We start from the raw sequence: 23094 nt of genomic DNA, 5'->3' as shown, positions 1-23094 counted from the left end.
GGCCTGCCCGGGCGTTGTCGTTTCGGCATGGCTCTTCAATCGTGTGCCGCGGCGCGATCGGCCGGGTGGTTGACCCCGTCCTCCACCGGCACCGCGATGGTCAACGCGTACGGGTTGACGCCGTCCAGGCAGCCGACGTTGTAGCCGTATTCGTTGGGATTGGAGCGGCGCCGGTGATGGGTATAGATCCCGCACACCCCGCAGAAATAATGCGCGGCGGTCTGCGTGTTGAACTGATATAGACGCAGCACATCCCCGCCCTGCACGACGTGCAGGGCGTCGAGCGTGACTGAGGCGACCACCGCGCCGCGGCGGCGGCACATCGAGCAATCGCACCGGCGCGGATCCAGCAGGCCATGCGGCAGGTCCAGGTCGATCTGCACTGCGCCGCAATGGCAGCTCAGCCGATGCACCGGGCCGAGCGTGACCTCGCCGATCTTGTGGGTGCTGCGCCGCAGATGCCGTTCGCTCATGCGCCAGCCTCCGCCAGCCGCACCCACGCCGGTGCGTGGTCGCTGGGGCGTTCCCAGGTGCGTGGTTCCCTGTCGATGCCCGACTCCACCGCGCGTGCGCGCAGCGCCTCCGACACCAACGTCAGGTCGATGCGCAGCCCCAGGTTGCGACGGAAGCCGGCCTGGCGGTAATCCCACCAGCTGAATTGCCCGGCGTCGTCGTGGTGCAGCCGGAATGCATCGTGCAAGCCCAGCGCCAGCAGCTGTTCCAGGGCAGCGCGCTCGGCGGCCGAGGTCAGGATGTGGTGTTCGTTCCACACCGTCGCATCGTGCACGTCGCGCGCATCCGGGGCGATGTTGAAGTCGCCCAGCACCACCAGCTGCGGATGCCGCTGCAGCTCCTGCGCGATCCACTCGCGCGCGGCCTGCAGCCAGCGCAGCTTGTAGGCGTATTTCTCGGTGCCCACATCCTGGCCGTTGACCACATACAGATTGATGATGCGCACGCCATCGACGGTGGCGGCGATGACGCGTTGCTGCACGTCATCGAAGCCGGAGATGCCCATCTGCACCTCCAACGCCGGCGAGCGCGACAGGATGGCCACGCCGTTGTAGGTCTTCTGCCCGCAGAACACGCTGCGGTAACCGAGCGCGGCCAGCGCCGCATCCGGAAACTTGTGGTCTTCCAGCTTGGTCTCCTGGATACCCACCACGTCCGGTGCGAAGTCGGTGAGCCACTGTTGCAGGTGCGGCAGACGCACGTTGAGCGAGTTGACGTTCCAGGAGGCAATCTTCATGGCGCGGGCCGTGGTTCAAACCGCCAATGGTACCGCGCCACCCGTCACGCCCTCAGGGCCGGGCGGCGATGCGCACCCCAAGCTGGTTGGCCACCGGGCGCTCGCGTCCGGGGATGCCGGTGTGGATGGGGCGGTTGAGCGCCCGCACCCGGCCGTCCACGCGGGCGGCCAGGGTGCTGGAGCCGCCACCGTCGAGATTGATCGCCGCCGCCGCACCGAGCTGTTCCAGGACTGCGGTGAGCGCGTCCATCGTGATGCCGGCGCTGTAGCCGGGCTGGCGGCCGTCGGCCACCACCATCCATAGCGTCTTGCCGCTGCGGTCCAGGGCCAGTGCACTGCGTGGCTCGGGCCCGTCGTAGTAGGCGGCGCGGCTGGCTTCGCGCGGCTGGCGCTGGCCGTCGAGCAGCAGCAGCGGGCCGGCACCGACGCCCAGGCGGGTGTCGTGTGCACAGCTGCCGCGCACGATGCGTGCGATGTTGCGCGTGCTCACGCAAAAGGCCGCGTTGACACGCGCATCGGTGGTGGCGGCAGCCGAGTCGAGATGGCCATTGGCGATCGCCAGCCCTTCGGCAGTGACGCCCTGCCCCGCCGCCGGCACGAAGGCCTGATCGAACAGATGGCCGCCGTCGAAGGGCAGGAAGTAATCGGCATTGATCGCCAGCACCAATCCGCCATCGCGCACGAACGCGGTAGTGGGCGTGGCTAGAAATTCGCCGCCACCGCTGCGTTGGCCGGGTGTGCCCACCAGCTGCAGGCCCGGCGTGCTCAGGTCGATCCGGGCGATATGCAGCATCACCGGCGCAGCGCCGGCGATGGCCTGCCGCCAGTAGCGCACGCCCGGCGCCAGCGTGATCGGCGCAGTCGGCGCCGGCACCGGCTGCACCAGCGGCTCGATGGCCACGCGCGCGCGTGCGTTGGCGCGATCCAGGGCCGCCAGCACCGCCTCGATCCGCGCCGGCGGCGTGCGCAGCAGCAGGTGTTGCGCAGGCGCGCGTTGCAGCACCTGTGCCAGCTCGGCGCAGCGCGCGCCGTTGCAGGGTTGTGTATCGACGCCAACGCGGGCCGGGCCATCGGCATCGTCGGCCACCTGCAGGGCGATGCGATTGTGCTCGGCCGGTTTGCAGGTGCTCACCGCTGCCAGCACATCGTCAGGCCACTGGCCCCAGCAATCGCCACTGACAATGGTCTGCATCGGCGTGAACTGCGCCGCCGTCGGTGTGGTCGCCTGCCCGGCGCTTGCAGCGGCGGTGGAGAAGAGCATCAGCAGGAACAGCCGCGCCACGCCGCGGCCTCGATCAGAACGCATAGTCCACTCCCAGGTAGTAGGCACGGCCGTTGTCCAGCTGCTCGCGCATCAGTTGCTGGTCGGCACCGATCACGCGGGTCAGCCGCGCATTGCTGAGGTTGCGCCCCTGCACGGTGAGGCGCAGCTGCCTGGTGAAGCGCCACGCCAGCTGCGCGTCGTAGCTGGTGATGGCATCGTAGTAGCGGTCGTTGACGCGGTTGTCGGTGGCAGCGGAGAGCAATTGCAGGCCGGTGTAATTGGCGCTCAGGCGCACACTGAACGGGCCGATGTCGTAGAGCAGCGAGGCATTGGCGCTGCGCTTGGGCGATTCCATCAGGCCGGGCAGCGCCCGCAGGCTGCCATCGCTCATCTGCACCTGGGCGGTGCGCGGGTCCAGCAGGGTGAGATTGGCCATTGCACCCAGGTGCGACCAGGCACCGGGCAAAAAGTCGAACCGCGTATCGATGGCGGTCAATTCCACGCCTTTCACGGTGGCCACGCCGGTATTGATCGCCTGGGTGGTGGTGACCTGGTAGGTGCCGACCAGCCCACCGGGATTGCGTTCGGTGTCGGTGCTGGTCAGGCGCACGATCTCGTTGTCGATGCGCTTGTGGAACAACGCCACCGACAGCTGCGCGTCCTGATCCGGGTACCACTCCAGCGACAGGTCCAGATTGTCCGAGCGGCGCGGGCGCAGCTGCGGATTGGCGATGCTGCGGTTGATGGTCAACCCGGTGGTGTCCACGACCGGGCTGCTGTTCTGGCCGATATCGCCGTAGGTGGGCAGACCGATGGTGCGGCTGCCGGCCAGGCGCAGTTTCAGCGCGGGGGTGATATCCCAGCCAAGGTTGGCCGATGGCAACAGGAAGCGTCGGTCGCTGGCATCGGATTGCTGCACGTAGTTGGTGGTGCTGCTCAGCGGTTGCGGTACCGCGCTGCGCACCTGGCGCTGCAGGTATTCGTTGCGCAGGCCCAGCGTGGCCTGGGTGCGCTCGCCATGCCAGGTGCCCATCGCATAGGCCGCGCCGCTGCGCTCGTCGATGCCGAAATCGCTGATGGCGCTATTGCGCGCGTTGCTGGCGGCCAGCACGTAGGCGCCGGGCGATGCAGCGGCGAAGCCGGCAACCCGCGCCGGGTCGACCAGCAGCAGGCAGCTGAAATCCGCATACGGGCAGATGCGCGCGTCGTCAGTGCCCACCGTGGCCAGGCTCACCCGGCCAGCCGGATTCAGGCGTGTTTCGTCCAGGTTGTAGCGCTGCTGCAGGTCGCGGTACTGCAGGCCGGCGCGCAGGCCCCAGCCACGTGCATCGGCATCGGCGTTCTGGCTGTAGTCCACCTTGAAGGTGGTGGTCTCGGTACTGCTGTTTTCCGCGCGGGTCAGGAAGTACGACTGCAGATAGTTGGCGGCATTGCCGTAGTAGCCGGGGTCGACCAGGGTGATGGTCGGGCGTGTGTCCTCGCCCAGTGCGTAGCCGAATCCCAGCCGTGGGGATGCGGCCGCGGTGAAGACATCTTCGCGGGTGTCCTGTCGATAACGCCCGGTGGCACGGTTGAGCAGCACATCGATGTGGCCCTCCTGGTTGAGGCGGAAACTGCCGCCGGCTTGCGCGTAACGCAGCGTGCGGGTCTGCTCGAAGCGGTTGGCGTCGGCCTGCGCGCTGCCCTGCGCGTACCGGCCGTCGTCGGCGTCGGCGATCACCGCATTGCCCACCCGGTTGATCCATTGCGAGCGGCGTTGTTCGTCGTTGCCATGCTCGAACCAGCCGGCGCTCAAGGCCAGTTTCATCACCTCGCCATCGTCGTATTCCAGCTTGCCGAACACGCTGCGGCGCTGGCGCAGGTTGTCGTAGGTCAGCGGGCGGAAGCGGTCCGGCGCGATCGCCATGCCCTCGGTGTCCAGGCTCGGTGTCAGGTTCTGGCGCACGCCGTTGGCGTAGTAGCTGTAGCTGTCGATGGCCGTGTTCAACGACGAGGAATCGCGACGGAAATAGTCGGCCGACAACACCATGCCGAAGCGGTTGTCCGGGCCGAAGGTGTCGCTGAAGGTGCCCTGCACCTGGCCGGACGGCCCGCTGCCCTGCAGATGCCGGCGGTTTTCCCAGTCGGCCAGGTTCGCACGCACGCTGCCGAACGGGCCGTCGTGATCGAACGCGCTGCGCGTGCGCAACGAGGCGATGCCACCGATGGCATTGCTGTCCATGTCGGCATTGAAGCTCTTGTAGATGTCCACCTGCTGCGCGAGCGATGCGGGGATGACATCCAGCGACTGCACGCGCCGGCTGGTTTCGGTGGAGGGCAAGGCCACGCCGTCGATCAGCACCGTGTTGTAGTCGGGGTTGAAGCCGCGCAGGCTCATGAACTGCGCTTCGCCGCGGCCGTTGTTGACCACCATCGACACGCCGGGCACGCGCTGCAGCGCCTCGCCCAGGCCGAAGTCCGGGATCGAGCCGATGTCGTCGGCGGCCACGCCATCGGACACCACCGCAGCCTCGCGCTTGGCGCCGATGGCCTGGCGGATCGACAGATGCTGGCCGGACACCTGCACCGTATCCAACTGCACGGGAGTATCGCCGGCGAGAGCGGCTGGGGCAGGACCGGCGCCGCTGGCATGGGCGCTCAGGCTGGCAGCGACGCCGAGCGCCAGCAGGCAGACGCGGGGACACGGGTGGGTGCGGAAGCGGGACATGGGGCGACCGGTCGAGGATGAGGACATCAATTTAATAACTTACTGTGAATTAATTATTGCAGCCTGGGCCGCGTAAGCTTGCCGATCCCCCCGCGCTCCCTCGCCCGCCATGCCGTCCCCAGCCGCCTTCGCATTGCCGCCCCATGCGCCAGTCCTGCCCGAGCTGAGCCTCAACGAGCGCGACATGCTCGACCGCCTGCGACTGCACGGGGTCCTCACCCGCGCCGACCTGAGCCGCGGCACCGGTCTCACCGTGCAGACCGCCGTGCGTCTGATCGAAGGTCTGCAGGCGCGCGGCATGGTGCAGATGGGCAGCAGCGTGGCGCGGGCCGGACGCGGCAAGCCGGGCGTGGCGGTGTCGTTGAACCCCGGACACGGCCACACGCTGGGCATCTCCATCGCCACCGATGCGCTGAGCCTGGCGTTGGTGGATTTTTCCGGTGCGGTGCTGGCCCTCAGCGAGACCGCACTGACCGATACCACCCTGTACGGCGTGTTGACCCAGCTGCAGGCCGCCGATGCGGCGCTGCTGGCGCGTGTCGAGGCGGCAGGCCCTCGCCTGGGCGTCGGGCTGGCAGTGAGCGGGTTCTTCACCGGCGTGGATGCCTTCATCAATCCACCCGAGCCGCTGCGCGCACTGGGGCAGGTGGCGCTGTGCCCGTGGCTGGCCGACGCGTTTGCGCAGCCGGTGTGGATGGACAACGACGGCAGCGCGGCCGCGGCCGGCGAAGCCATGCTGGGGGTGGGGCGCGCCTACCGCGACTTCGCCTATCTCTACCTCAGCTACGGCTTCGGCGGCGGCCTGGTCGTGGACGGCCAGGTGATGCGCGGGGCGCGCGGCAATGCCGGCGAGTTCGCCGGCATGCTGCCCGCGCAACAGCTCGAGCGCGCCACGCTGGAGTTGCTGCGCGAGCTGCTGGGCGAAGACGGGATGGTGCTGCCGGATGTGCGGGCGGTGTTGGCCGCCTACGACCCCGCGTGGCCGGCGATCGAGCGCTGGCTCGCACGCAGCGCGCCGGGCGTGTCGCTGATCGTGTCGGCGATCACCGCCGTCTGCGACCCGGAAGCGATCGTCTTCGGCGGCCGCCTGCCCCGGGATCTGGCGCAGCGGCTGATCGCCGCCGTGCACATCGACAACCAGCCGCGTCGCGGCCAGGGCCGTCCGCTGCCGGTGCTCTTGCCCGCCGAGGCACCGGCCGATGCGTGTGCGATCGGCGCGGCCACGTTGCCGTTGAAGGCCTTGTATTTCCGTTGATCGGCGACGGCGCGGCAGCCATGCAGGCGCACGGCGTGCGCACTGGCCGTCAGCGCGGGCGATCGGGGATCGACGTGCCAGCGCATCGTCACTGCCCAGCCTCAGCGCGCGTGCGGCAGCAGTAGCCGAACAATTCCACCGCCAGCGCACGCGCCTGTTGCTGCTGCAGTTGCGTCATCGACTCCAGCAGTTCGTCTTCTGCCTGCAGCGGCGCGGCTGCATCCAGCGTGCGGCCCGGCGGTTGCCGCGCTGCCAGCCGCCACGCCGCCGCATACACCGGGTCGGGCGCCTGCAACAGCGGCGCTTCCACCACTTGCGCCAGCGTCTCGATGGCATCGCGCTGGCCAGCCAAGGCCAGGGTCTCGAGTTGGCGCACGATCGCAGCGACCTCGCGCTCGTCATCGGCCGACAGCGTCGCCGGTGTGCCGGCAGGTGCCATGGCGACGGCACGCTGCATCAGCTCCGCCGCACGCTGCGCCAACAGATAGCGCCGCGCCTCCGCATCCCCGCGCGCCGCAGCGGTACGCACCATCGCATCGATCTGCAACGGCGTGCCTGCAACGCACCCGGTACCGCCAGGCTGCATGGCCGCTCCGCGAGCGATCTGTGCGGCGTGTTCACGCTGACGCTCGCGGCAGGCCAGCTGTTGCATGGCATGGTCGAACAGGCTGTTCGAACCGCCATCGGAACGAACCTGCGCGGCCGCAACAGGAGATGGGCGTACACTCGCCGCTGCGTGTTGCACGCGCTGCGGCGTCGGTGGATGCGGCGCATACAGCGACCAGTCGCTGCACGCCAGCAGCAGCATTGCCGCACCCCACGCACTGACAGTCCACCAACGCGGCCAACCGCCGGCTACGTCTCTGGTTCGCGCCTGGCCTGGCATCTGCATGCCTCAACGCAATGCCGCTTCCAGCGCAGCATGATCGAAGCTCACCGGGTTGGCCTGACGCAGGCGTTCCAGCGCCGCCGTCGCCGCCTGCTCGCGCAACTGCACTTCGATCTGCCCGCGCGCACTCGCAAAGGTTGCAGGCGTGCGCGAATCCACACGGATCAGGTGATATCCCTCCGGCCCGCGCACCGGCGCCGACACCTCTCCCACGCCAAGTGTCTGCACCGGTGCGGCAAACACATCGGCCACATTGCGTTGGAAGATCGGCGACAGTTCGCCGCCATCGGCAGCGGTGCTGCCATCGTCGGATTCCTGCTTGGCCAGCTCCGCAAACGCTGCGCCGGCGTCCAGCTGTCGCTTGAGCTGCTGCGCACGCGCCAGTGCCTGCGCATCGCTCAAGGGCGTGGCGCGCCGCGCCTCGCCTTGCGGCTTCAACGCCACGAACACATGGCTCAGATGGACTTCGTCGTAGTCGTGCGGATGCGCATCGAACTGTGCCCTTACCTGCGCCGCATCGATATGGGCGCTCTCACCCAGACGGGTCTGCATGGCTCTGACCAGAACGGCATCGGTGGCCTGCCGGATGCGTGCGGCCACCACCGGGTCGTCCTGCAGATGCGCCTGCCGGGCCTGATCGACCAGCAGCAGACGGTCGGCGAACTCACGAACGAAATCGGGGTCGGCTGCCGCGACCGGAGTGACGTCCCGTGGCAGCTCGGCCACGGCAAGCGCACGGAATTCCTGCGCATCGAACGATTGCGTGCCGATCCGCAACACCGCCGCCGAGGTGGCGGGTGCGTGGATATCGGGGGTATGGACATCGGCAGCCTGGGCATGCGGCGCGCCGGCAAGCAGGGTCATTGCCAGCACCGCCGCTGGAAAACGGATGGAAGACATGCAACGAAGCTCCGGTTGACGTGAACCGACGGTGGCGAGAAGCCACCGCCGGGATGCCGGCCCACGGCGGGCCGGCGCGAACGACACAGCGCGCTCAGTCGTGCTTGCCGCGTGCACGCAGATACGCAATCGCCGTCTTCGGGTCATCGGTGGTGATCAGGCCAAACGCCTCTACCCGCTCGATATAATCGAGACTGCCGCGGTTGTCGGCGGTATCCTTCCCATAGAACAGGTCCGACAGCTTGTAACAACATTCGCCGTTGTTCTTGTAGAACTCGCTAGCCCGCGGGCCATCCGGAATCGCCTGGAAGACGCCGACGCGCACGTCTCGCTCACGGACGAAGTCGGCATCGCTTTGCAGCTGCCCGCCGAGTTGCTTGACGTTGATTTCCATCGCCTCGCCGGTACTCAGCCAGGCGCCAATGGTCTGCCGCACATTGATCTTGCCAAGCATGTTGGTGGTGAAGACCGGAATGCCCACCATGCCGTCGCCGTCGGCCTGGTAGGCGGAACGGCTGGTGTAAAGCGTCGCATTGACCTTGGCGGCGACATAGCTGGCAGATGCAGCACCAAAGACCTTGTTGGCCGCGCTGTTGACCGCGCGCACGGTCTTGGCGTCCTTGATGTCGAACACCATCGGCGTACGCAGCTGGCGCTGCTTGTAATAGGTGAACAGCTCATCCACGCGCGGCACGTGATAGCCGGTGGTGGTACGGCGATCGGGCGTCAGCAGGAACAACTGGCTGACCTGCGACCACGGAGTGACCAGAATCGACGGGTTGACGCCCTGGTTGGTGAGCGGGTCGTACTTGACCCCCGGATGTTGCTGCCACACGGTGGTGGTGCGGCCCAGGTTGTAGTCGTGCAGCAATACCGGCACGCCATCGCTGGTGAGCTTGACGTCCAGCTCCACGCCGTCCATGCACTGGTCGTTGGCAATCTGCAGCGAGCCGCGCGAGTTTTCCGGCATGTCGGGGATGCCGGCGTATTTGCCCCACAAACCACGGTGCGCCAGCACCACAGTATTGGAGGAGTTGAACAGGATGCGACGCATCTTGACATCGGAGCTGTCGCTGCAGGCGGCCGACGCCAGCTGCGGCAGTGCGGCCAGCACGGCCAGTGCGCCGAGCAGGCGGCAGGCGCGGGCCAGCGGGTGTGGAGCGAGAATGGTAGGCATGGTCTCTGTGTCCCGGTTCGTCAGTGCAGGAAGGGCAAGGGATGACGAGAGCCGATGGGTCGACGCAATCGGCGAACTCGCTTGCAGCGCACTCGCCGACCGGTCGATCGCCGGGGGGAGAGGCCAAGCCGCGCGTGATCAGCGTTCGGCTTGCGGGCCAATTTAGTCACTCTCGATGACTTAATTTCTTCGCCGATATTGCCGTTCTTCGCGATCGCGCAAGCGTGGCGTGAAAAACGAAGCGGGGCGCCGGGATTTCGTGCTTCCTACGCGACTACGCGGCAATGGCGCGCCTGCGCGCCGAGCTGGGGTGTCGCATCGCGCCCGAGTCATTCCGACATCGGATCACGGCCGGCATCAAGGCTGCACGCCCGCCCGGCGGGGCGGGTCAAGACCCTGGCCTGTACACATGCCGGTGGTGGTGGAGACGTGGCAACAGCGAGGCTGCCTGGTCTTGCCAACGGCTAAAACGCAAAACGCCGGCACAAGGCCGGCGTCTGCGATCGGTTTGACGACTCGGCACTCAGTGACCGGAGGCACCACTGGCACCCAGCCCGGTTTCGGCGCGGATCTGCTGGGCCTTGAACGCGATGCGTTCGTTGGCCGCCTGCGGGCTGCGATCCAGGATCGAGAACAGCCAGATGCCGACAAAGCCGATGGTTACCGAGAACAGCGCCGGCGAGGTGTACGGGAACGGTGCCGAGCCGGCGGCGTTGCCCAGCGTGTCCACCCACACCGACGGCGACAGCACCGTCAGCACCAGCGAGGAGATCAGGCCCAGGAAGCCGCCGATCACCGCGCCACGGGTGGTGCAGTTCTTCCACAGCAACGACAGGATCAGCACCGGGAAGTTGGCCGAGGCGGCGATGGCGAAGGCCAGCGACACCATGAAGGCCACGTTCTGCTTCTCGAACACGATACCGAGCAGCACCGCGACCGCACCCAGCACCAGGGTGGTGACACGCGAGACCTTCAGCTCCGCACCCGGCGCCGGATTGCCCTTCTTGATCACCGTGGCGTACAGGTCATGCGACACCGCCGAGGCACCGGACAGGGTCAGGCCCGCGACCACCGCCAGGATGGTGGCGAAGGCCACCGCCGAGATGAAGCCCATGAACACGTTGCCGCCCACCGCATTGCCGACCAGCACCGCCGCCATGTTGGCCGCGCCCTTGCCGCCGTGGATGGTACCGGTGGTCACATCGGCGAACTGCGGGTTGGTCAGCACCAGCGCGATCGCACCGAAGCCGATGATGAAGATCAGGATGTAGAAGTAGCCGATCCAGGTGGTCGCCCACAGCACCGACTTGCGCGCCTGCTTGGCATCGGGAACGGTGAAGAAGCGCATCAGGATGTGCGGCAGGCCGGCGGTACCGAACATCAGCGCCATGCCGAAGGAGATCGCCGAGATCGGGTCCTTGACGAAACCGCCCGGGCCCATGATCGACAGGCCGGCCTTGGCCGCGTCCTCGGGCGAGGCGCCACCGTTGGCCGCCACCGCGGTCTTCACCCGCACGCCCTCGGCGAACAGCGCCTCGAAGCTGAAGTTGAAGTGCCACATGATGGCTACCGCCATGAAGGTCACGCCGGTCAGCAGCAGCACGGCCTTGATGATCTGCACCCAGGTGGTGGCATGCCGCCGAACAGCACGTAGACCATCATCAGGATGCCGACCAGGGTCACCGCGACCCAGTAGTCCAGGCCGAACAGCAGCTTGATCAGCGCGCCGGCACCGACCATCTGCGCGATCAGATAGAACAGCACCACCACCAACGTACCGGAGGCGGCGAAGCTGCGGATGGCGGTCGGTGCGAAGCGGTAGCCGGCCACGTCGGCGAAGGTGTACTTGCCGAGGTTGCGCAGCCGCTCGGCCATCAGGAAGGTCAGGATGGGCCAGCCGACCAGAAAGCCGATCGCATAGATCAGGCCGTCGTAGCCATTGGCCATCACCGCCGCGGTGATGCCCAGGAACGAGGCCGCCGACATGTAGTCGCCGGCAATGGCCAGACCGTTCTGGAAGCCGGTGATGCCGCCGCCGGCGGTGTAGAAATCGGCCGCCGAGCGGGTTTTCTTGGCCGCCCACTTGGTGATCCACAAGGTGCCCAGCACGAAGAAGCCGAACATCGCGATCGCCACCCAGTTGGTGGGCTGCTTGTCGGCCTGGCCGATGTCGCCGGCGGCCAGCGCCAGGCCGGCGGGCAGCAGGCCGGCCAGAATCAGCAGAAGACGCGGGTATTTGCTCATTTGCGGGCGTCCTCCAGGATCTGCGCGGTCAGCTGGTCGTAGGTGCTATTGGCGCGACGCACGTAGATGGCGGTGATGGCGATGGTGAACACCATCACCCCGATCGCGATCGGAATGCCGATCGAGGTCACGCCGTCGCCGATCGGCCTGGCCAGGAACGCCTTGTCGAAGGCGATCAGGCCGATGTAGCCGTAATAGGCCAGCAACATCAGCACGGTCAGTGTCCAACCCAATCGATTGCGTTGGCGTTTGAGCGCGTGGTACTTCGGATTGGCATCGATCTTGGCGATCAGTGCGTCATTCGAGACGGTCATGGTCTGTCTCCTGGAGTGCGGGCGGCACGGCCCGCCCACATGCGTGGCGGGCGGCCGGCGGGGTGAACCTTAGAAGCTGTACTTGGTGGTGAACTGCAGGCGCGAGATGTCGCCGGAGTCGCCGTTCTCGGCTTCGCGGCGGCCGTACATCAGCTCCGCGCCCACATCCACCTTGGGCAGCGGCGAATAGAAGACGTTGGCGCGGATGCTCTGCTGCGACTTGCTCGCCAGCCCGCCGGTGTTGGCCAGGCTATGGTCGTAATCCACCCGCGAATACATGATGGTGCTGCGCAGCTTGGCGCTGTAGTCGTGGCGCCAGGCCAGCCACCCGGCCCAGGTGCCGACGGTGTGGATGTTGCCGTCCACATCGATCTCCACGTCCGAGCCGTTGCCCAGGCCCAGATAGCGGCCCAGGCCTTCGCCGTAGGCCAGCTGGTAACGCAGATCGTTGTTGGAGTTGATGATCCAGCGTCCGCCACCGGCGATGGCGCCGCCGAATTCGGTGTCGTTGGTCAGCGCGCTGCGGGTACGGTACTGGCGCGCGATCGCCGACAGACCGAAGGTGCCCCAGGTGCCCTTCCAGTTGTAGCGCGCGGTCAGGTCCGGCATCGCGCCATGGTCCGAGGCCAGGATGGTGTTGCCGCCCTGGTAGGGCGTGGTCAGGGTCTCGGTGTTTTCCGCCGACACGCTGAAGGCGCCGCGGGTGTAGCGGATCTGGGTCTGGCGGCTGAACAACGCACCGTCGGTCGGCCCGACGATATCGGCCGCTTCCGGCAGGATGGTGGCGTCCACGAAGTTGGACCAGGTCTGGCCGGCCAGCCAGTTGTTCCAGCTCATGTAGGCATGGCGCAAGGTGCCGCCGTACAGATTGTTGACCTGGTTGGCCAGCGCGTTGCCGAAGAAATCCAGTTCGATGAAACCGGTGAGCTTGTCGCCGTTCTCGGTGACCGTATCCACGCCCAGGTTGAAGCGCGAGAACTTGGCATGGAAGTCGGTATCGGTGCTCGACGCCTGCCCCCCGACAGGCGTCTGCGTCGGGATGTACAGGTAACGCCCCACCGCGCCCTCGGGCAATGCGCCATCGCTGGTGCGGGTGGTCATGAAGTCGGCCTTGATGAAACCACCGTAACGGAACGTTGTCCCCGCCGCTGCGTTCGGTGTGATGCTGGTGACCTGGATCGGCCGCTTGCCGGCCGGGACCGCAGGTGCGGGCGCCGCTGCCGGCGTCTGCGCCTGCAGGGTGCGCACTTCGGTGACCTGGCTCTGGGTCTGGGCGATCTGGCCCTGCTGTTGTTGTTGCGCGGTGACCAGCAATTGAACCTGGCGTTCGAGCTCGGCAATACGTGCTTCCAGCGCCTTTTCCTTCGGCGTCTGCGCGAACGCAACGCCCGGCAGGATGCTGGCCACGAACAAGGCAGCCGCCAACGGATGGCGCACCAACGGTGCAGTACGGTGTTTCATACAACCCTCTCCCCAATGAAGGCCTCGCGCTTGATGGCGATGCTGTGCGGAGCGTGAGGCAGTCCGCGGTTTGCAGCCTATTCGCCTTTGGTCGTAGCTGCAACGCAGCATTCCGCCAGATGACCGATGGTCGCACCACACCCCGTATTGGATGTGCGCTACCGCACTGACCAGGTTACGACCATGGTCTAAGGCGGCGTTGACCGCCGGGACAGAATGGATACGGCACACTGATTGCCTACCGAGGGCAGCTGCCGCGCCCTCTCCCGACACGTTCTTCGCAAGTGAGGCTGCCATGGCTGATGTTTATCCCGTCGATCCTGCATTCGCCGCCGATGCGCGCGTGACCCGCGAGCAATACGCAGCGCTGTACCGCGAATCGATCGAGCACCCCGAACAGTTCTGGGGCAAGGCCGCGCAGCGGCTGGAGTGGTTCAAGCAGCCCACCCAGGTCAAGGACGTCAGCTACGCGCTGGACGACTTCCACATCCGCTGGTTCGCCGATGGCGAGCTCAACGCCAGCGTCAACTGCCTGGACCGCCAGCTGGCCACCCGCGGCGACAAGACCGCGCTGCTGTTCGAACCCGACAGCCCGGATGCGGCCTCCTACCCGGTGACCTATCGCGAGCTCTATGAGCGCGTCTGCAAGCTCGGCAATGCGCTGCGCAACCTGGGCGTCAAGAAGGGCGACCGGGTCACCATCTATTTGCCGATGATCGTCGACGCCGCCGTGGCCATGCTGGCCTGCGCGCGTATCGGCGCGGTGCACTCGGTGGTGTTCGGCGGCTTCGCCGCCAACTCCATCGCCGACCGGGTGATCGACTGCCAGAGCAAGCTCATCATCACCGCCGACGAGGGCCTGCGCGGCGGCAAGAAGATCCCGCTCAAGGCGAACGTGGATGCCGCGCTGAAGATCCCCGGCACGAATACGGTAGAAACCGTGCTGGTGGTGCGCCATACCGGCGGTGCGGTGGAGATGCAGGCTCCGCGCGATCGCTGGTTCCACGACGTGGTCGATGGCCAGCCGGCCGAGTGCGAGCCCGAGCGCATGAACGCCGAAGACCCGCTCTTCATCCTCTACACCTCCGGCTCCACCGGCAAGCCCAAGGGCGTGCTGCATACCACCGCCGGCTACCTGCTGTTCGCCAGCTACACGCACGAGGTGGTGTTCGACCTGCGCGAGGACGACATCTACTGGTGCACCGCCGACGTGGGCTGGGTCACCGGCCACAGCTACATCGTCTACGGCCCGCTCGCCAACGGCGCCACTGCGCTGATGTTCGAAGGCGTGCCGAACTACCCCAGCGTGTCGCGCTTCTGGGAAGTGATCGACAAGCACCAGGTCACCCTGTTCTACACCGCGCCCACCGCCATCCGCGCGCTGATGCGCGACGGCGAGGCGCCGGTCAAGAAGACCTCGCGCAAGAGCCTGCGCCTGCTCGGCAGCGTGGGCGAGCCGATCAATCCGGAAGCCTGGCGCTGGTATTACGAGGTGGTCGGCGACAGCCGTTGCCCGATCGTGGACACCTGGTGGCAGACCGAAACCGGCGGCATCCTGATCTCGCCGCTGGCCGGCGCGGTGGACCTCAAGCCCGGCTCGGCCACGCTGCCGTTCTTCGGCGTGCAACCGGCGCTGGTCGATGCCGAAGGCAAGATCCTGGAAGGCGCCACCGAGGGCAACCTGGTGCTGCTGGATTCGTGGCCGGGCCAGATGCGCAGCGTCTACGGCGACCACCAGCGCTTCATCGACACCTATTTCCGCACCTACCCGGGCAGCTACTTCACCGGCGACGGCTGCCGCCGCGATGCCGATGGCTACTACTGGATCACCGGCCGCGTGGACGACGTGATCAACGTCTCCGGCCATCGCATCGGCACCGCCGAGGTGGAAAGCGCGCTGGTCTCGCACCCCAAGGTGGCCGAAGCGGCGGTGGTCGGCTTCCCGCACGACGTCAAGGGCCAGGGCATCTATGCCTACGTCACACTGATCGCCGGCGAGACTCCCAGCGACGAACTGCACAAGGAACTGGTGAGCTGGGTGCGCAAAGAGATCGGCCCGATCGCCTCGCCCGACCATCTGCAGTGGGCCCCCGGCCTGCCCAAGACCCGCTCGGGCAAGATCATGCGCCGCATCCTGCGCAAGATCGCCGAGAACGCACCCGACCAGTTGGGCGATACCTCCACCCTGGCCGATCCCTCGGTGGTGGATTCGCTGGTCAATGAAAGGCTGGCGCGCTGAAGGGCCGGGATTCGGGATTGGGGATTGGCTGAGGCGCGGGGATTGGTGATTTGGGATTGGGAATTCGCAGAAGCGGGTTCCCATTACCGAGTTACCCCCTCCTCGACCATGCATTGTTTTACTGCAATGCAGAGAGAGACGGTTCTCTTACATCGGCTATTGCGAATCGAGATTCGCTTTTCTACATCCCTAGCTCCTACGAATCCGAGCGTCCGAATCCGAACCCCGCGCTTTTACGAATCCCGAATCTCCAATCCCCACTCCCGGCCCCACCATGACCACGCTTCTGATTGCCGATGACCATCCCCTGTTCCGCGAGGCCTTGCGCGGGGCGGTGCAGCGCGTGATGCCGGGGGTGCAACTGTTCGAAGCCGACAACGTGGATGCGCTGTACACATTGGCCGATGCGCAGCCGGATGCGGACCTGTTGCTGATGGATCTCAACATGCCCGGCGCGCAGGGTTTCAGCGCGCTGGTGCATATGCGTTCGCTGCATCCGCAGCTGCCGGTGGTGGTGGTGTCCGCGCGCGAGGAGCCCACGGTGATGCGGCGGGCGATCGACCATGGCGCGTTCGGCTTCATTCCCAAGTCCGCCGACTCGGACACCATCGGCCGCGCCCTGGCCACCGTGCTCGATGGCGAGCGCTGGATCCCGGCCGAAGCGCAGAAACTGCCGCCCACCGATAGCGAAGAACGCGAAGTGGGCCAGCGCCTGCGTGATCTCACCCCGCAACAGTTCCGCGTGCTGCAGATGCTGGGCGCAGGACGGCTCAACAAGCAGATCGCCTACGACCTGGGCGTCTCGGAAGCCACCATCAAGGCGCATGTCACCGCGATCCTGCGCAAGCTCGGCGTCACCAATCGCACCCAGGCGGTACTGATGGCCGGCAAGCTCGCCATCGACGCCGACGGCATCGTGCTGCCGCCGCCGGAAGAGGAGTGAGCTGCGCGGGACGTGCCTGCGTTGGCGTCTCGGGAACGCTCCATCGCGCCCAGCTGCGCTCCGACGCCCGACCCGGCATCTGCCGAGTCGGGCAACACGATGCACTACACCGCACACTCCGACACCGCTGTAGGAACGCCCCCGGGCGCGAGGGCGTTATCGGTAGAACGTCATCGCGTCCAGGCGCCTTCCTGCACCTTGCAGGCAGCGGCGTGCACCCCGTCGGCGGAGTGCCTGATTCGGTGAAGGCGGCCACATCGTCCACGGTCCAGCCGGTGGCAGCGAAGGCCTTGGAAACATCACTGCCGTCGTCGAGCAGCACCACCAGCTTGCGCGTGGTGGCGATCGGCTTGCCGTCCACCCACAGTCTGAAGTCGGTGAGCGCGCCGTGGTCGGCCATGCCGAAATCCATCGGCGACATCGGAAAGGCGACCGGCACGCTCAGGTCGCGCCCGCTGGTGTTGGTGAACACATCATCCACCTGCACGCGCTCCTCGCTCAACAACAGCGCTTCCTTGTCCATGCAGATGTGCGGCTGGTGCAGCAAGCGGATGCTGTCGTTGTCATCGCCGAAACTGCTGTCGTTGGCCTGCGTACCGGTGCTGGCAAGCAGCGTCAGTGTCGCCAGGCAATACGCGAAAGAAGATCGACGCATGCGTCCCCACGCTCCGGCACCGACGGTGCACCACCGGCCGGCAGCATGCCGCGCCTGCCGACGCTGCAGCCTGGTTGCGCGCGTTCCGGCCGTTACGGCTCAGGCCGTTGCCGTCACGTCGGCAGCGTTTGCGCAAATCCCGGACGCGTGGGGCCAGCGCACTGGCAGGCCCGAGCGCACCGGCGTGACCGCATCCACAGCCGTGCACCGCGCGGCATCGCAGTTGTCGATATCACCATTGACCATGAGCTGATGCCTGGGCAAGGCTCGGCCATCAAGGACGCTTTTGGAGCTCGGCATGGCGCGAGGTTTTCCCTGGCTCGGGATGGGCCTGCTGGTGGCGTGTGGACTGATTGCGGTGCTGGGGTGGCAGAACCGGCAGCTGCGCGTGCAGCAGCAGTGGCTGCAGACGCGCGTCAGCACCGCGTACGAAGGCATGTACGTGCCGCAGATCGAGGCCACCGATGCCGATGGCCGGCGTCATCTGCTGGGCGCGCCGCAAAGCCAGGCGCAGGTGCTGTTCTTCTTCACCACCACCTGCCCGTATTGCCAGCGTTCGGCTCCCACGGTGCTGCGCGCGGCACAGCAACTGCAGGCCAACCTGCCGGGACGGCCGCAGCTGCTTGGCGTGTGTCACTGCGATGCGGCGCAGGCCGCGCGCTATGCGCATGTGCACGGCTTCGATTTCCCGGTGGTCACCTTGACCGATCGTCGCGCGCTGATGCTGTTCCGTGCGCGCAACGTGCCACTGCTGTTGGCCATCGATGGGCAGGGGCGCGTACGCCATTCCCATCTTGGCGTCTTCGATACCACGGAGCGGGTGCAGGACCTGGTCGCCGCCTTGCGCCGCACGGACGCGCCAGCGGCTTTTGCAACGTTGAGGGAGTAATGCATGAAAAAGCGTTGGGTAAGCTTGCGCAGTGCGTTGATGGCAGCGACGTTTCTGGCCAGCACCGGCTTCGGTGCGTTCCAGGTGATGGCGGTCGATAACGCACAGCCGAAGGTCGAATCGTGTAGTGCGTGGGCCTGCAAGGCCGAATGCCCCGAATTCGGCGGCGATCTGGGTCAGGGCAACGTCTGCTACTGCTGCGGCTGAGGTCCGGCGGCGGGGCCGTCAGGGCCCCGCCCTCCATCATGCTCGACCCCACATGTTCGGCCCGGGCACCGACGCTCCACAGTGCCAGTGCGCTGGGTCCGCCGCCAGCCGCCTTCAGCCCAGCGCGCGATAGCGGAAGTCGCGCAGCACCACCTGCCCCTGCTGCGCCGCATACAGGCCCAGCTGCAGGCTCAAAAAGCCGCCGAACACGTTGTGATGGAAGCCGGACACTTCCATGCGGGTGGGATGACGCGTCCATTTCCGGCCGTCGTCGAAGGAGTATTCGAAGCTCACGATATGGTGGTCGTTGGTCAGCCGCACGCGGATGCGCCGGTGCGTGTTGGGCGCGCGCGCCCACACCAGTTCTTCGGAATATTCGTAGGTCTTCATGAGCTCGGCGGTGAAGCCGATGCCCACGAAGGCCTTGTGGTTGTAGAACAGCAGGATGCCGCCCTCGGCGTTGCCGACCAGCTCCAGGGTGACTTCGACCGCATAGGCTCGATCGGGCACGCCGCAGGTCAGCGGTGCGCTGTCGATCGGCGAGGTGCCGGCGCAGGCCAGGGTGAGCGCGTTGTTGGCGCGCCGCATCCGCGCCTGCTCGCCAGGCTTGGGCGCGTGCAGGCTCCACTGCGTGCCGAAGCGGTCGCTGGAGAAGTCGTCGGATAAGGCGAAGCCGGTGGCGGCCGGCGTTTTGCCGCCAGGGGTGCGTGCCGGCGTGCGCAGCGGTTTGGACAGGTCGCCGCCGGTGGCGCGGAACCAGCCATCGGCGGTCCATTCCACCGGCTCCAGCAAGGTCTGCCGCCCCAGCGTGCGGAAGCCGTTTTCGTAGCCGTGGTAGACCAGCCACCAGTCGCCGCGCGGGCCTTCCACCAGCGTGGCGTGCCCACGCGACCACCAGGGCTCGAGTTCGGACTGGGTGCGCACCAGCGGATTGCGTGGGCAGTGCTCCCACGGTCCGTGCACCGAGCGCGAGCGCGCGGCGATCACCATGTGCCCGGTCACCGGGCCGGCAGTGCCGCCCACGGCGGTGACCAGATACAGCCAGCCGTCGCGCCAGGTGAGCTTGGGGCCTTCGGGGGCGAAGTTCTCCACCACCCAGTCTTCGGGATAGCGCCACGGCGCGTAGGCCGGCTCCAGCTGCCCGTCGGTGGCCAGGCCGTCGTCGCGCAGGCGGATCTTGCGGATGCCGTTGACGAACAGGTAGCGCTTGCCGTCTTCGCCCACCACATGGCCGGGGTCGATGCAGCCGGCGATCTTCAGGTCGATCGGCGCGCTCCATGGCCCGCGGATGTCGTCGGCCCAGATCACGAAGATCGACCAGCCCTTGTCGTCGGGATTGGCCGGGATGTAGATGAAGTAGCGATCGTCGTGCTTGCACAGGTCCAGCGCCCAGATCGTGCCCAGCTCCTGGTGCAGGGCCGGGCCGATCGGGGTCCAGTTGACCAGGTCGGTGGAGTGCCACAGCACGATGCCGGGGTAGGAAAAGAACGACGAGAACGTCATGTAGTAGTCGTCGCCATCCTTGAGGATGGTGGGGTCCGGATGATCGCCGGCGACGATGGGATTGAGGTAGGTGCCGTTGCCCAGATCCGCCTTGCGCTGGCCTTCGGTGCCGCGTGCCCACTGTGACGTGCGCACGCAGGGCGCGGCAGGTGCCTGTGCCGCCGCAGTCAATGGCGCGACCAGCGCGCCGGCTGCCAGCACCTTGAACAAATCGCGCCGCGTCGTGTCTGGCATGCAACCGCTTCACTCGGGAGAGGGCTGGTATCTAGCCCCAGCCCTGGGCGCGAGGCAACCGCGGACACGGCGGTATAGGAACTGGCGATGCGACAGGCGAGTTTCGCTATACCAGGACCTGCGCTCGCGGCCGCCGAGTGGGCGTGGAGGCCGCACATGCTGCACTGCAGCGTGATCTGTTCACTCATGATTGCCATATTCATATGCGAACAGTCGGGCGCCTGCCGACTGGTGGATGTTGCGATGCCCAGCTGCCGCTTCCCTGATCCTGTCCAGCCCCACGTCACGCCGGCGGCACCTCCGGAGCGCTGCGCATGAGCCTGCCGCGGCAGCAAGTGGGCAACACCCGGGTGCAGCTGTCGGCGCTGGGGTTTGGGGCCGCACCGATCGGCAATCTGTACGCCGAAGTGGCCGAGGACGCGGCGCTGGCAGCGGTGGCCGCGGCCATCGACGCCGGCATCCGCCATTTCGATACCGCGCCCTACTACGGCTATGGCCTGAGCGAGACGCGCCTGGGCCGCGGCCTGGCCGGCGTGCCGCGCGATACCTATACGCTGTCGACCAAGGTGGGCCGCTGCGTCTACGACGACGCGCAGGCGGTGGCCGGCCGCGATGGCTTTGCCGTGGCAGGCCGTCGCGCCGCGTTCGACTACAGCGCCGATGGCGTGCGCCGCGCGTTCGCTTCCAGCCTGGAGCGCCTGGGCACCGACTACATCGATGTGCTGCTGCTGCACGACATCGGTGCGCTGACCCACGGCGATAACCACGCCCGCGTGCTGCGCCAGGCCTTGGAGGAGGCCTTGCCGGCGATGGCCGAGCTCAAGGCATCCGGTGCGTGCGGGGCGATCGGGCTGGGCGTCAACGAGCAGCACGTGGCGCTGGAGGTGCTGCCACGCTTTCCGCTCGACTGCGTGATGCTGGCCGGCCGCTACACGCTGCTGGAGCAGCACGGCGCGCGTGCGCTGCTCGAGCAGGCGCAGCGCCATGGCGTGTCGATCCTGTCGGCCGGGCCGTACAGCTCCGGCCTGCTCGGCGACGCGCGCGGGCCCGGGGCCACCTACAACTACGCCCCGGTGGACACTCCCATCCTGCAGCACGCACAGCGCCTGTATGCGGCGTGCGCGGCGTTCGAGGTGGACATCGGCGCGGCGGCCTTGCAGTTCCCGCTGGCGCATCCGGCGGTGACCACGGTGGTGGCCGGCATGCGCAGCGTGGCCGAGGTGCAATCGGCCGCCGCGCGCCTGCAGGCGCCCATCCCGGCCGCGCTGTGGCAGCGCCTGCGCGATGGCGGCCTGCTCGCTGCGGACCTGCCCACGCCATGAATCGCGTCGATGCGCATTTGCATTTCTGGCACCTGGCCCGTGGCGACTACCACTGGCTGACGCCTGCGCTGGCGCCGCTGTACCGCGACTTCGCCCCGCACGATGTGAGCCAGGCGCTGGATGCCGCCGGCGTGGCCAGCGTGGTCGTCGTGCAGGCGGCCGCCACCGAGGCGGAAACCTGTTACCTGTTCGAACTGGCACGCGATGAGCCGCGCATTGCCGGCGTGGTGGGCTGGACGGATTTTGCCGCACCCGATGCCGCCGCACGCATCGGCGCGCTGGTGCGCGCTGGCGGCGGCCTGCTCAAGGGCCTGCGCCCGATGGTGCAGGACATCGCCGATGTGCGGTGGCTGGCAAGCCCCGCGCTCGATGCCGCCTTCGACGCCATGCTGGCGCACGACCTGGCCTTCGATGCGCTGATCCGCGCCGTGCACGTGCCTGCGCTGCAGGCGCGGCTGCAACGCCATCCATCGCTGCGGGTGGTCGTCGATCATGGCGGCAAACCGGCCATCGCCGCTGGCGAATTCATCGCCTGGGCGAGCGGCATCGACGCGCTGGCGCAGCACCCCAACGTGCATTGCAAACTCTCCGGCCTGCTCACCGAAGCTGCCCGCGGCGCCGGCATCGATGCACTGGAGCCGTATGTCGCGCATCTGTTCGCGCGCTTCGGCGCGCAGCGCCTGCTCTGGGGCAGCGACTGGCCGGTACTGACGCTGCGCGCGGACTACGCGCACTGGTGCGATCTCGCACAGCAACTGGTCATCCACCATGCGCCCGGGCACACCGATGCGGTGTTCGGCGACAACGCACGCACGTTCTATCGTCTGCCACGGCCGGCGGCCCCCACCTGCGGAACCTCATCGGTATGACTGTCTCGATCCCTTCCACCCCTAGCGCGCGCCTGCGCGGCAAGCGCTGCCTGATCACCGCCGCCGGTGCCGGCATCGGCCGCGAAAGCGCGCTGGCCTGCGCCCGCGCCGGCGCGCAGGTCCTCGCCACCGATATCGATGCGGCTGCGCTGCAGGCGCTGGCCGCCGAATCCGATGCGATCACCACCCAACTGCTGGATGTCACCGACGCCGCCGCGATCGCCGCATTGGTCGATGCACACGGCCCGTTCGACGTATTGTTCAATTGCGCCGGCTTCGTGCACCAGGGCAGCATTCTCGATTGCGACGAGCCGGCCTGGCGCCGTTCGTTCTCGATCAACGTCGATGCGATGTACTACACCTGCAAGGCGGTGCTGCCGGGCATGCTCGAACGCGGCGCCGGCAGCATCATCAACATGTCCTCGGTGGCCTCCAGCATCAAGGGCGTGCCGAACCGTTTCGTCTACGGCGTGACCAAGGCCGCGGTGATCGGCCTGAGCAAGGCGATTGCCGCCGATTACGTGGCCCAGGGCGTGCGCTGCAATGCGATCTGCCCCGGCACCATCAAGACGCCGTCGCTGGGCCAGCGCGTCAAGGCGCTGGGCGGCGACGAACAGGCGGTGTGGAAGAGCTTCACCGATCGCCAGCCGATGGGCCGCCTGGGCGATCCGCGCGAGATCGCGCAGCTGGTGGTGTACCTGGCCTCGGACGAATCCTCGTTCACCACCGGCCAGACCCACATCATCGATGGCGGCTGGTCGAACTGAGCACCG

Annotated in this window: 18 protein-coding genes and 2 pseudogenes; 8 read left to right on the top strand and 12 right to left on the bottom strand. The window is 67.2% G+C overall.

The genetic code is table 11. The features are described from left to right. Positions 1–35: 35 nt before the first annotated feature. Genes ACCQ05_RS00935 through ACCQ05_RS00920 form a run of 4 tightly spaced genes read right to left on the bottom strand, consistent with a single transcriptional unit; the run spans position 36 to position 5094 of the window. On the bottom strand, positions 36–473 hold the full coding sequence (locus tag ACCQ05_RS00935) for a GFA family protein (RefSeq protein ID WP_372392650.1): 438 nt from the start codon (positions 471–473) through the stop codon (positions 36–38). Beyond that, positions 470–1249 carry an exodeoxyribonuclease III gene (gene xth, locus ACCQ05_RS00930; protein WP_372392648.1) on the bottom strand — a complete coding sequence of 260 codons (780 nt, stop codon included), beginning with the start codon at positions 1247–1249 and terminating at the stop codon, positions 470–472. Before xth ends, ACCQ05_RS00935 begins: the two co-directional genes overlap by 4 nt. 52 nt (positions 1250–1301) lie before the next feature. Beyond that, on the bottom strand, positions 1302–2555 hold the full coding sequence (locus tag ACCQ05_RS00925; RefSeq protein WP_372392646.1) for a phosphodiester glycosidase family protein: 1254 nt from the start codon (positions 2553–2555) through the stop codon (positions 1302–1304). Further along, positions 2545–5094, bottom strand: a complete 2550-nt coding sequence (locus tag ACCQ05_RS00920; protein WP_372392645.1) for a TonB-dependent receptor — start codon at positions 5092–5094, stop codon at positions 2545–2547. The genes ACCQ05_RS00925 and ACCQ05_RS00920 overlap by 11 nt, the downstream gene beginning before the upstream one ends. Positions 5095–5329: 235 nt before the next feature. On the opposite strand from ACCQ05_RS00920, the gene ACCQ05_RS00915 reads away from it, so the two are divergent. Next, on the top strand, positions 5330–6475 hold the full coding sequence (locus ACCQ05_RS00915; protein WP_372392643.1) for an ROK family transcriptional regulator: 1146 nt from the start codon (positions 5330–5332) through the stop codon (positions 6473–6475). Between the two features lie 88 nt (positions 6476–6563). On the opposite strand, the gene ACCQ05_RS00910 is transcribed toward ACCQ05_RS00915, so the two are convergent. From ACCQ05_RS00910 to ACCQ05_RS00885, 6 genes and pseudogenes are all read right to left on the bottom strand, one after another. Next, positions 6564–7283 carry a hypothetical protein gene (locus ACCQ05_RS00910; RefSeq protein WP_372392642.1) on the bottom strand — a complete coding sequence of 240 codons (720 nt, stop codon included), beginning with the start codon at positions 7281–7283 and terminating at the stop codon, positions 6564–6566. 87 nt (positions 7284–7370) lie between these two features. Then, positions 7371–8264 (bottom strand): peptidylprolyl isomerase, encoded by an 894-nt coding sequence (locus tag ACCQ05_RS00905; protein ID WP_372392640.1) that lies wholly within the window; start codon positions 8262–8264, stop codon positions 7371–7373. 94 nt (positions 8265–8358) lie between these two features. Next, positions 8359–9318: a glycerophosphodiester phosphodiesterase family protein gene (locus ACCQ05_RS00900; protein ID WP_372393870.1), complete on the bottom strand. Its 960-nt coding sequence runs from the start codon at positions 9316–9318 to the stop codon at positions 8359–8361. 646 nt (positions 9319–9964) lie between these two features. Beyond that, positions 9965–11685 (bottom strand): annotated as a pseudogene (locus ACCQ05_RS00895) (cation acetate symporter). Further along, positions 11682–11999, bottom strand: coding sequence for a DUF485 domain-containing protein (locus ACCQ05_RS00890; RefSeq protein ID WP_104542421.1), 318 nt, complete (start codon positions 11997–11999; stop codon positions 11682–11684). Before ACCQ05_RS00890 ends, ACCQ05_RS00895 begins: the two are co-directional and overlap by 4 nt. A gap of 69 nt (positions 12000–12068) precedes the next feature. Beyond that, positions 12069–13460, bottom strand: a complete 1392-nt coding sequence (locus ACCQ05_RS00885) for a DcaP family trimeric outer membrane transporter (protein WP_228963323.1) — start codon at positions 13458–13460, stop codon at positions 12069–12071. Between the two features lie 295 nt (positions 13461–13755). Between ACCQ05_RS00885 and acs the strand changes: the two genes are divergently transcribed. After that, positions 13756–15699 carry an acetate--CoA ligase gene (gene acs / locus ACCQ05_RS00880; protein ID WP_228963326.1) on the top strand — a complete coding sequence of 648 codons (1944 nt, stop codon included), beginning with the start codon at positions 13756–13758 and terminating at the stop codon, positions 15697–15699. A 274-nt stretch (positions 15700–15973) separates the two neighbouring features. Continuing rightward, complete coding sequence (locus ACCQ05_RS00875) at positions 15974–16642, top strand: response regulator transcription factor (protein WP_104542417.1); 669 nt, start codon at positions 15974–15976, stop codon at positions 16640–16642. A gap of 196 nt (positions 16643–16838) precedes the next feature. Here the strand turns inward: ACCQ05_RS00875 and ACCQ05_RS00870 are convergent. Beyond that, positions 16839–17297, bottom strand: a pseudogene (locus tag ACCQ05_RS00870) (DUF4424 family protein); the annotation flags it as partial. A 325-nt stretch (positions 17298–17622) separates the two neighbouring features. On the opposite strand from ACCQ05_RS00870, the gene ACCQ05_RS00865 reads away from it, so the two are divergent. Both ACCQ05_RS00865 and ACCQ05_RS00860 read left to right on the top strand, forming a co-directional pair. Continuing rightward, positions 17623–18186, top strand: a complete 564-nt coding sequence (locus tag ACCQ05_RS00865; protein WP_372393868.1) for a peroxiredoxin family protein — start codon at positions 17623–17625, stop codon at positions 18184–18186. Between the two features lie 3 nt (positions 18187–18189). Beyond that, a complete protein-coding gene (locus ACCQ05_RS00860) occupies positions 18190–18393 on the top strand; it encodes a hypothetical protein (protein ID WP_005922076.1) in 204 nt (67 codons plus the stop codon). A gap of 114 nt (positions 18394–18507) precedes the next feature. Here ACCQ05_RS00860 and ACCQ05_RS00855 read toward each other — a convergent pair whose 3' ends face one another. Next, positions 18508–20130, bottom strand: a complete 1623-nt coding sequence (locus ACCQ05_RS00855; protein WP_372392639.1) for a family 43 glycosylhydrolase — start codon at positions 20128–20130, stop codon at positions 18508–18510. Between the two features lie 314 nt (positions 20131–20444). Here ACCQ05_RS00855 and ACCQ05_RS00850 point away from each other — a divergent pair, with 314 nt between their 5' ends. From ACCQ05_RS00850 to ACCQ05_RS00840, 3 genes are read left to right on the top strand one after another with little or no spacing between them, the layout of a single operon-like run. After that, entirely contained in the window at positions 20445–21452 is a 1008-nt protein-coding gene (locus tag ACCQ05_RS00850) for an aldo/keto reductase (protein WP_372392637.1), read from the top strand. After that, the gene (locus ACCQ05_RS00845; RefSeq protein WP_372392635.1) at positions 21449–22321 is read left to right on the top strand and encodes an amidohydrolase family protein; all 873 of its coding nucleotides are present in this window, start codon (positions 21449–21451) and stop codon (positions 22319–22321) included. Before ACCQ05_RS00850 ends, ACCQ05_RS00845 begins: the two co-directional genes overlap by 4 nt. Next, positions 22318–23088, top strand: a complete 771-nt coding sequence (locus ACCQ05_RS00840) for an SDR family oxidoreductase (protein ID WP_372392634.1) — start codon at positions 22318–22320, stop codon at positions 23086–23088. The genes ACCQ05_RS00845 and ACCQ05_RS00840 overlap by 4 nt, the downstream gene beginning before the upstream one ends. The last annotated feature ends 6 nt before the right edge of the window (positions 23089–23094 follow it).

Source organism: Xanthomonas sp. NCPPB 3582 (genome assembly GCF_041475735.2).
Lineage (GTDB): Bacteria > Pseudomonadota > Gammaproteobacteria > Xanthomonadales > Xanthomonadaceae > Xanthomonas > Xanthomonas codiaei.
This window is presented reverse-complemented; position numbering and strand designations above follow the sequence as displayed.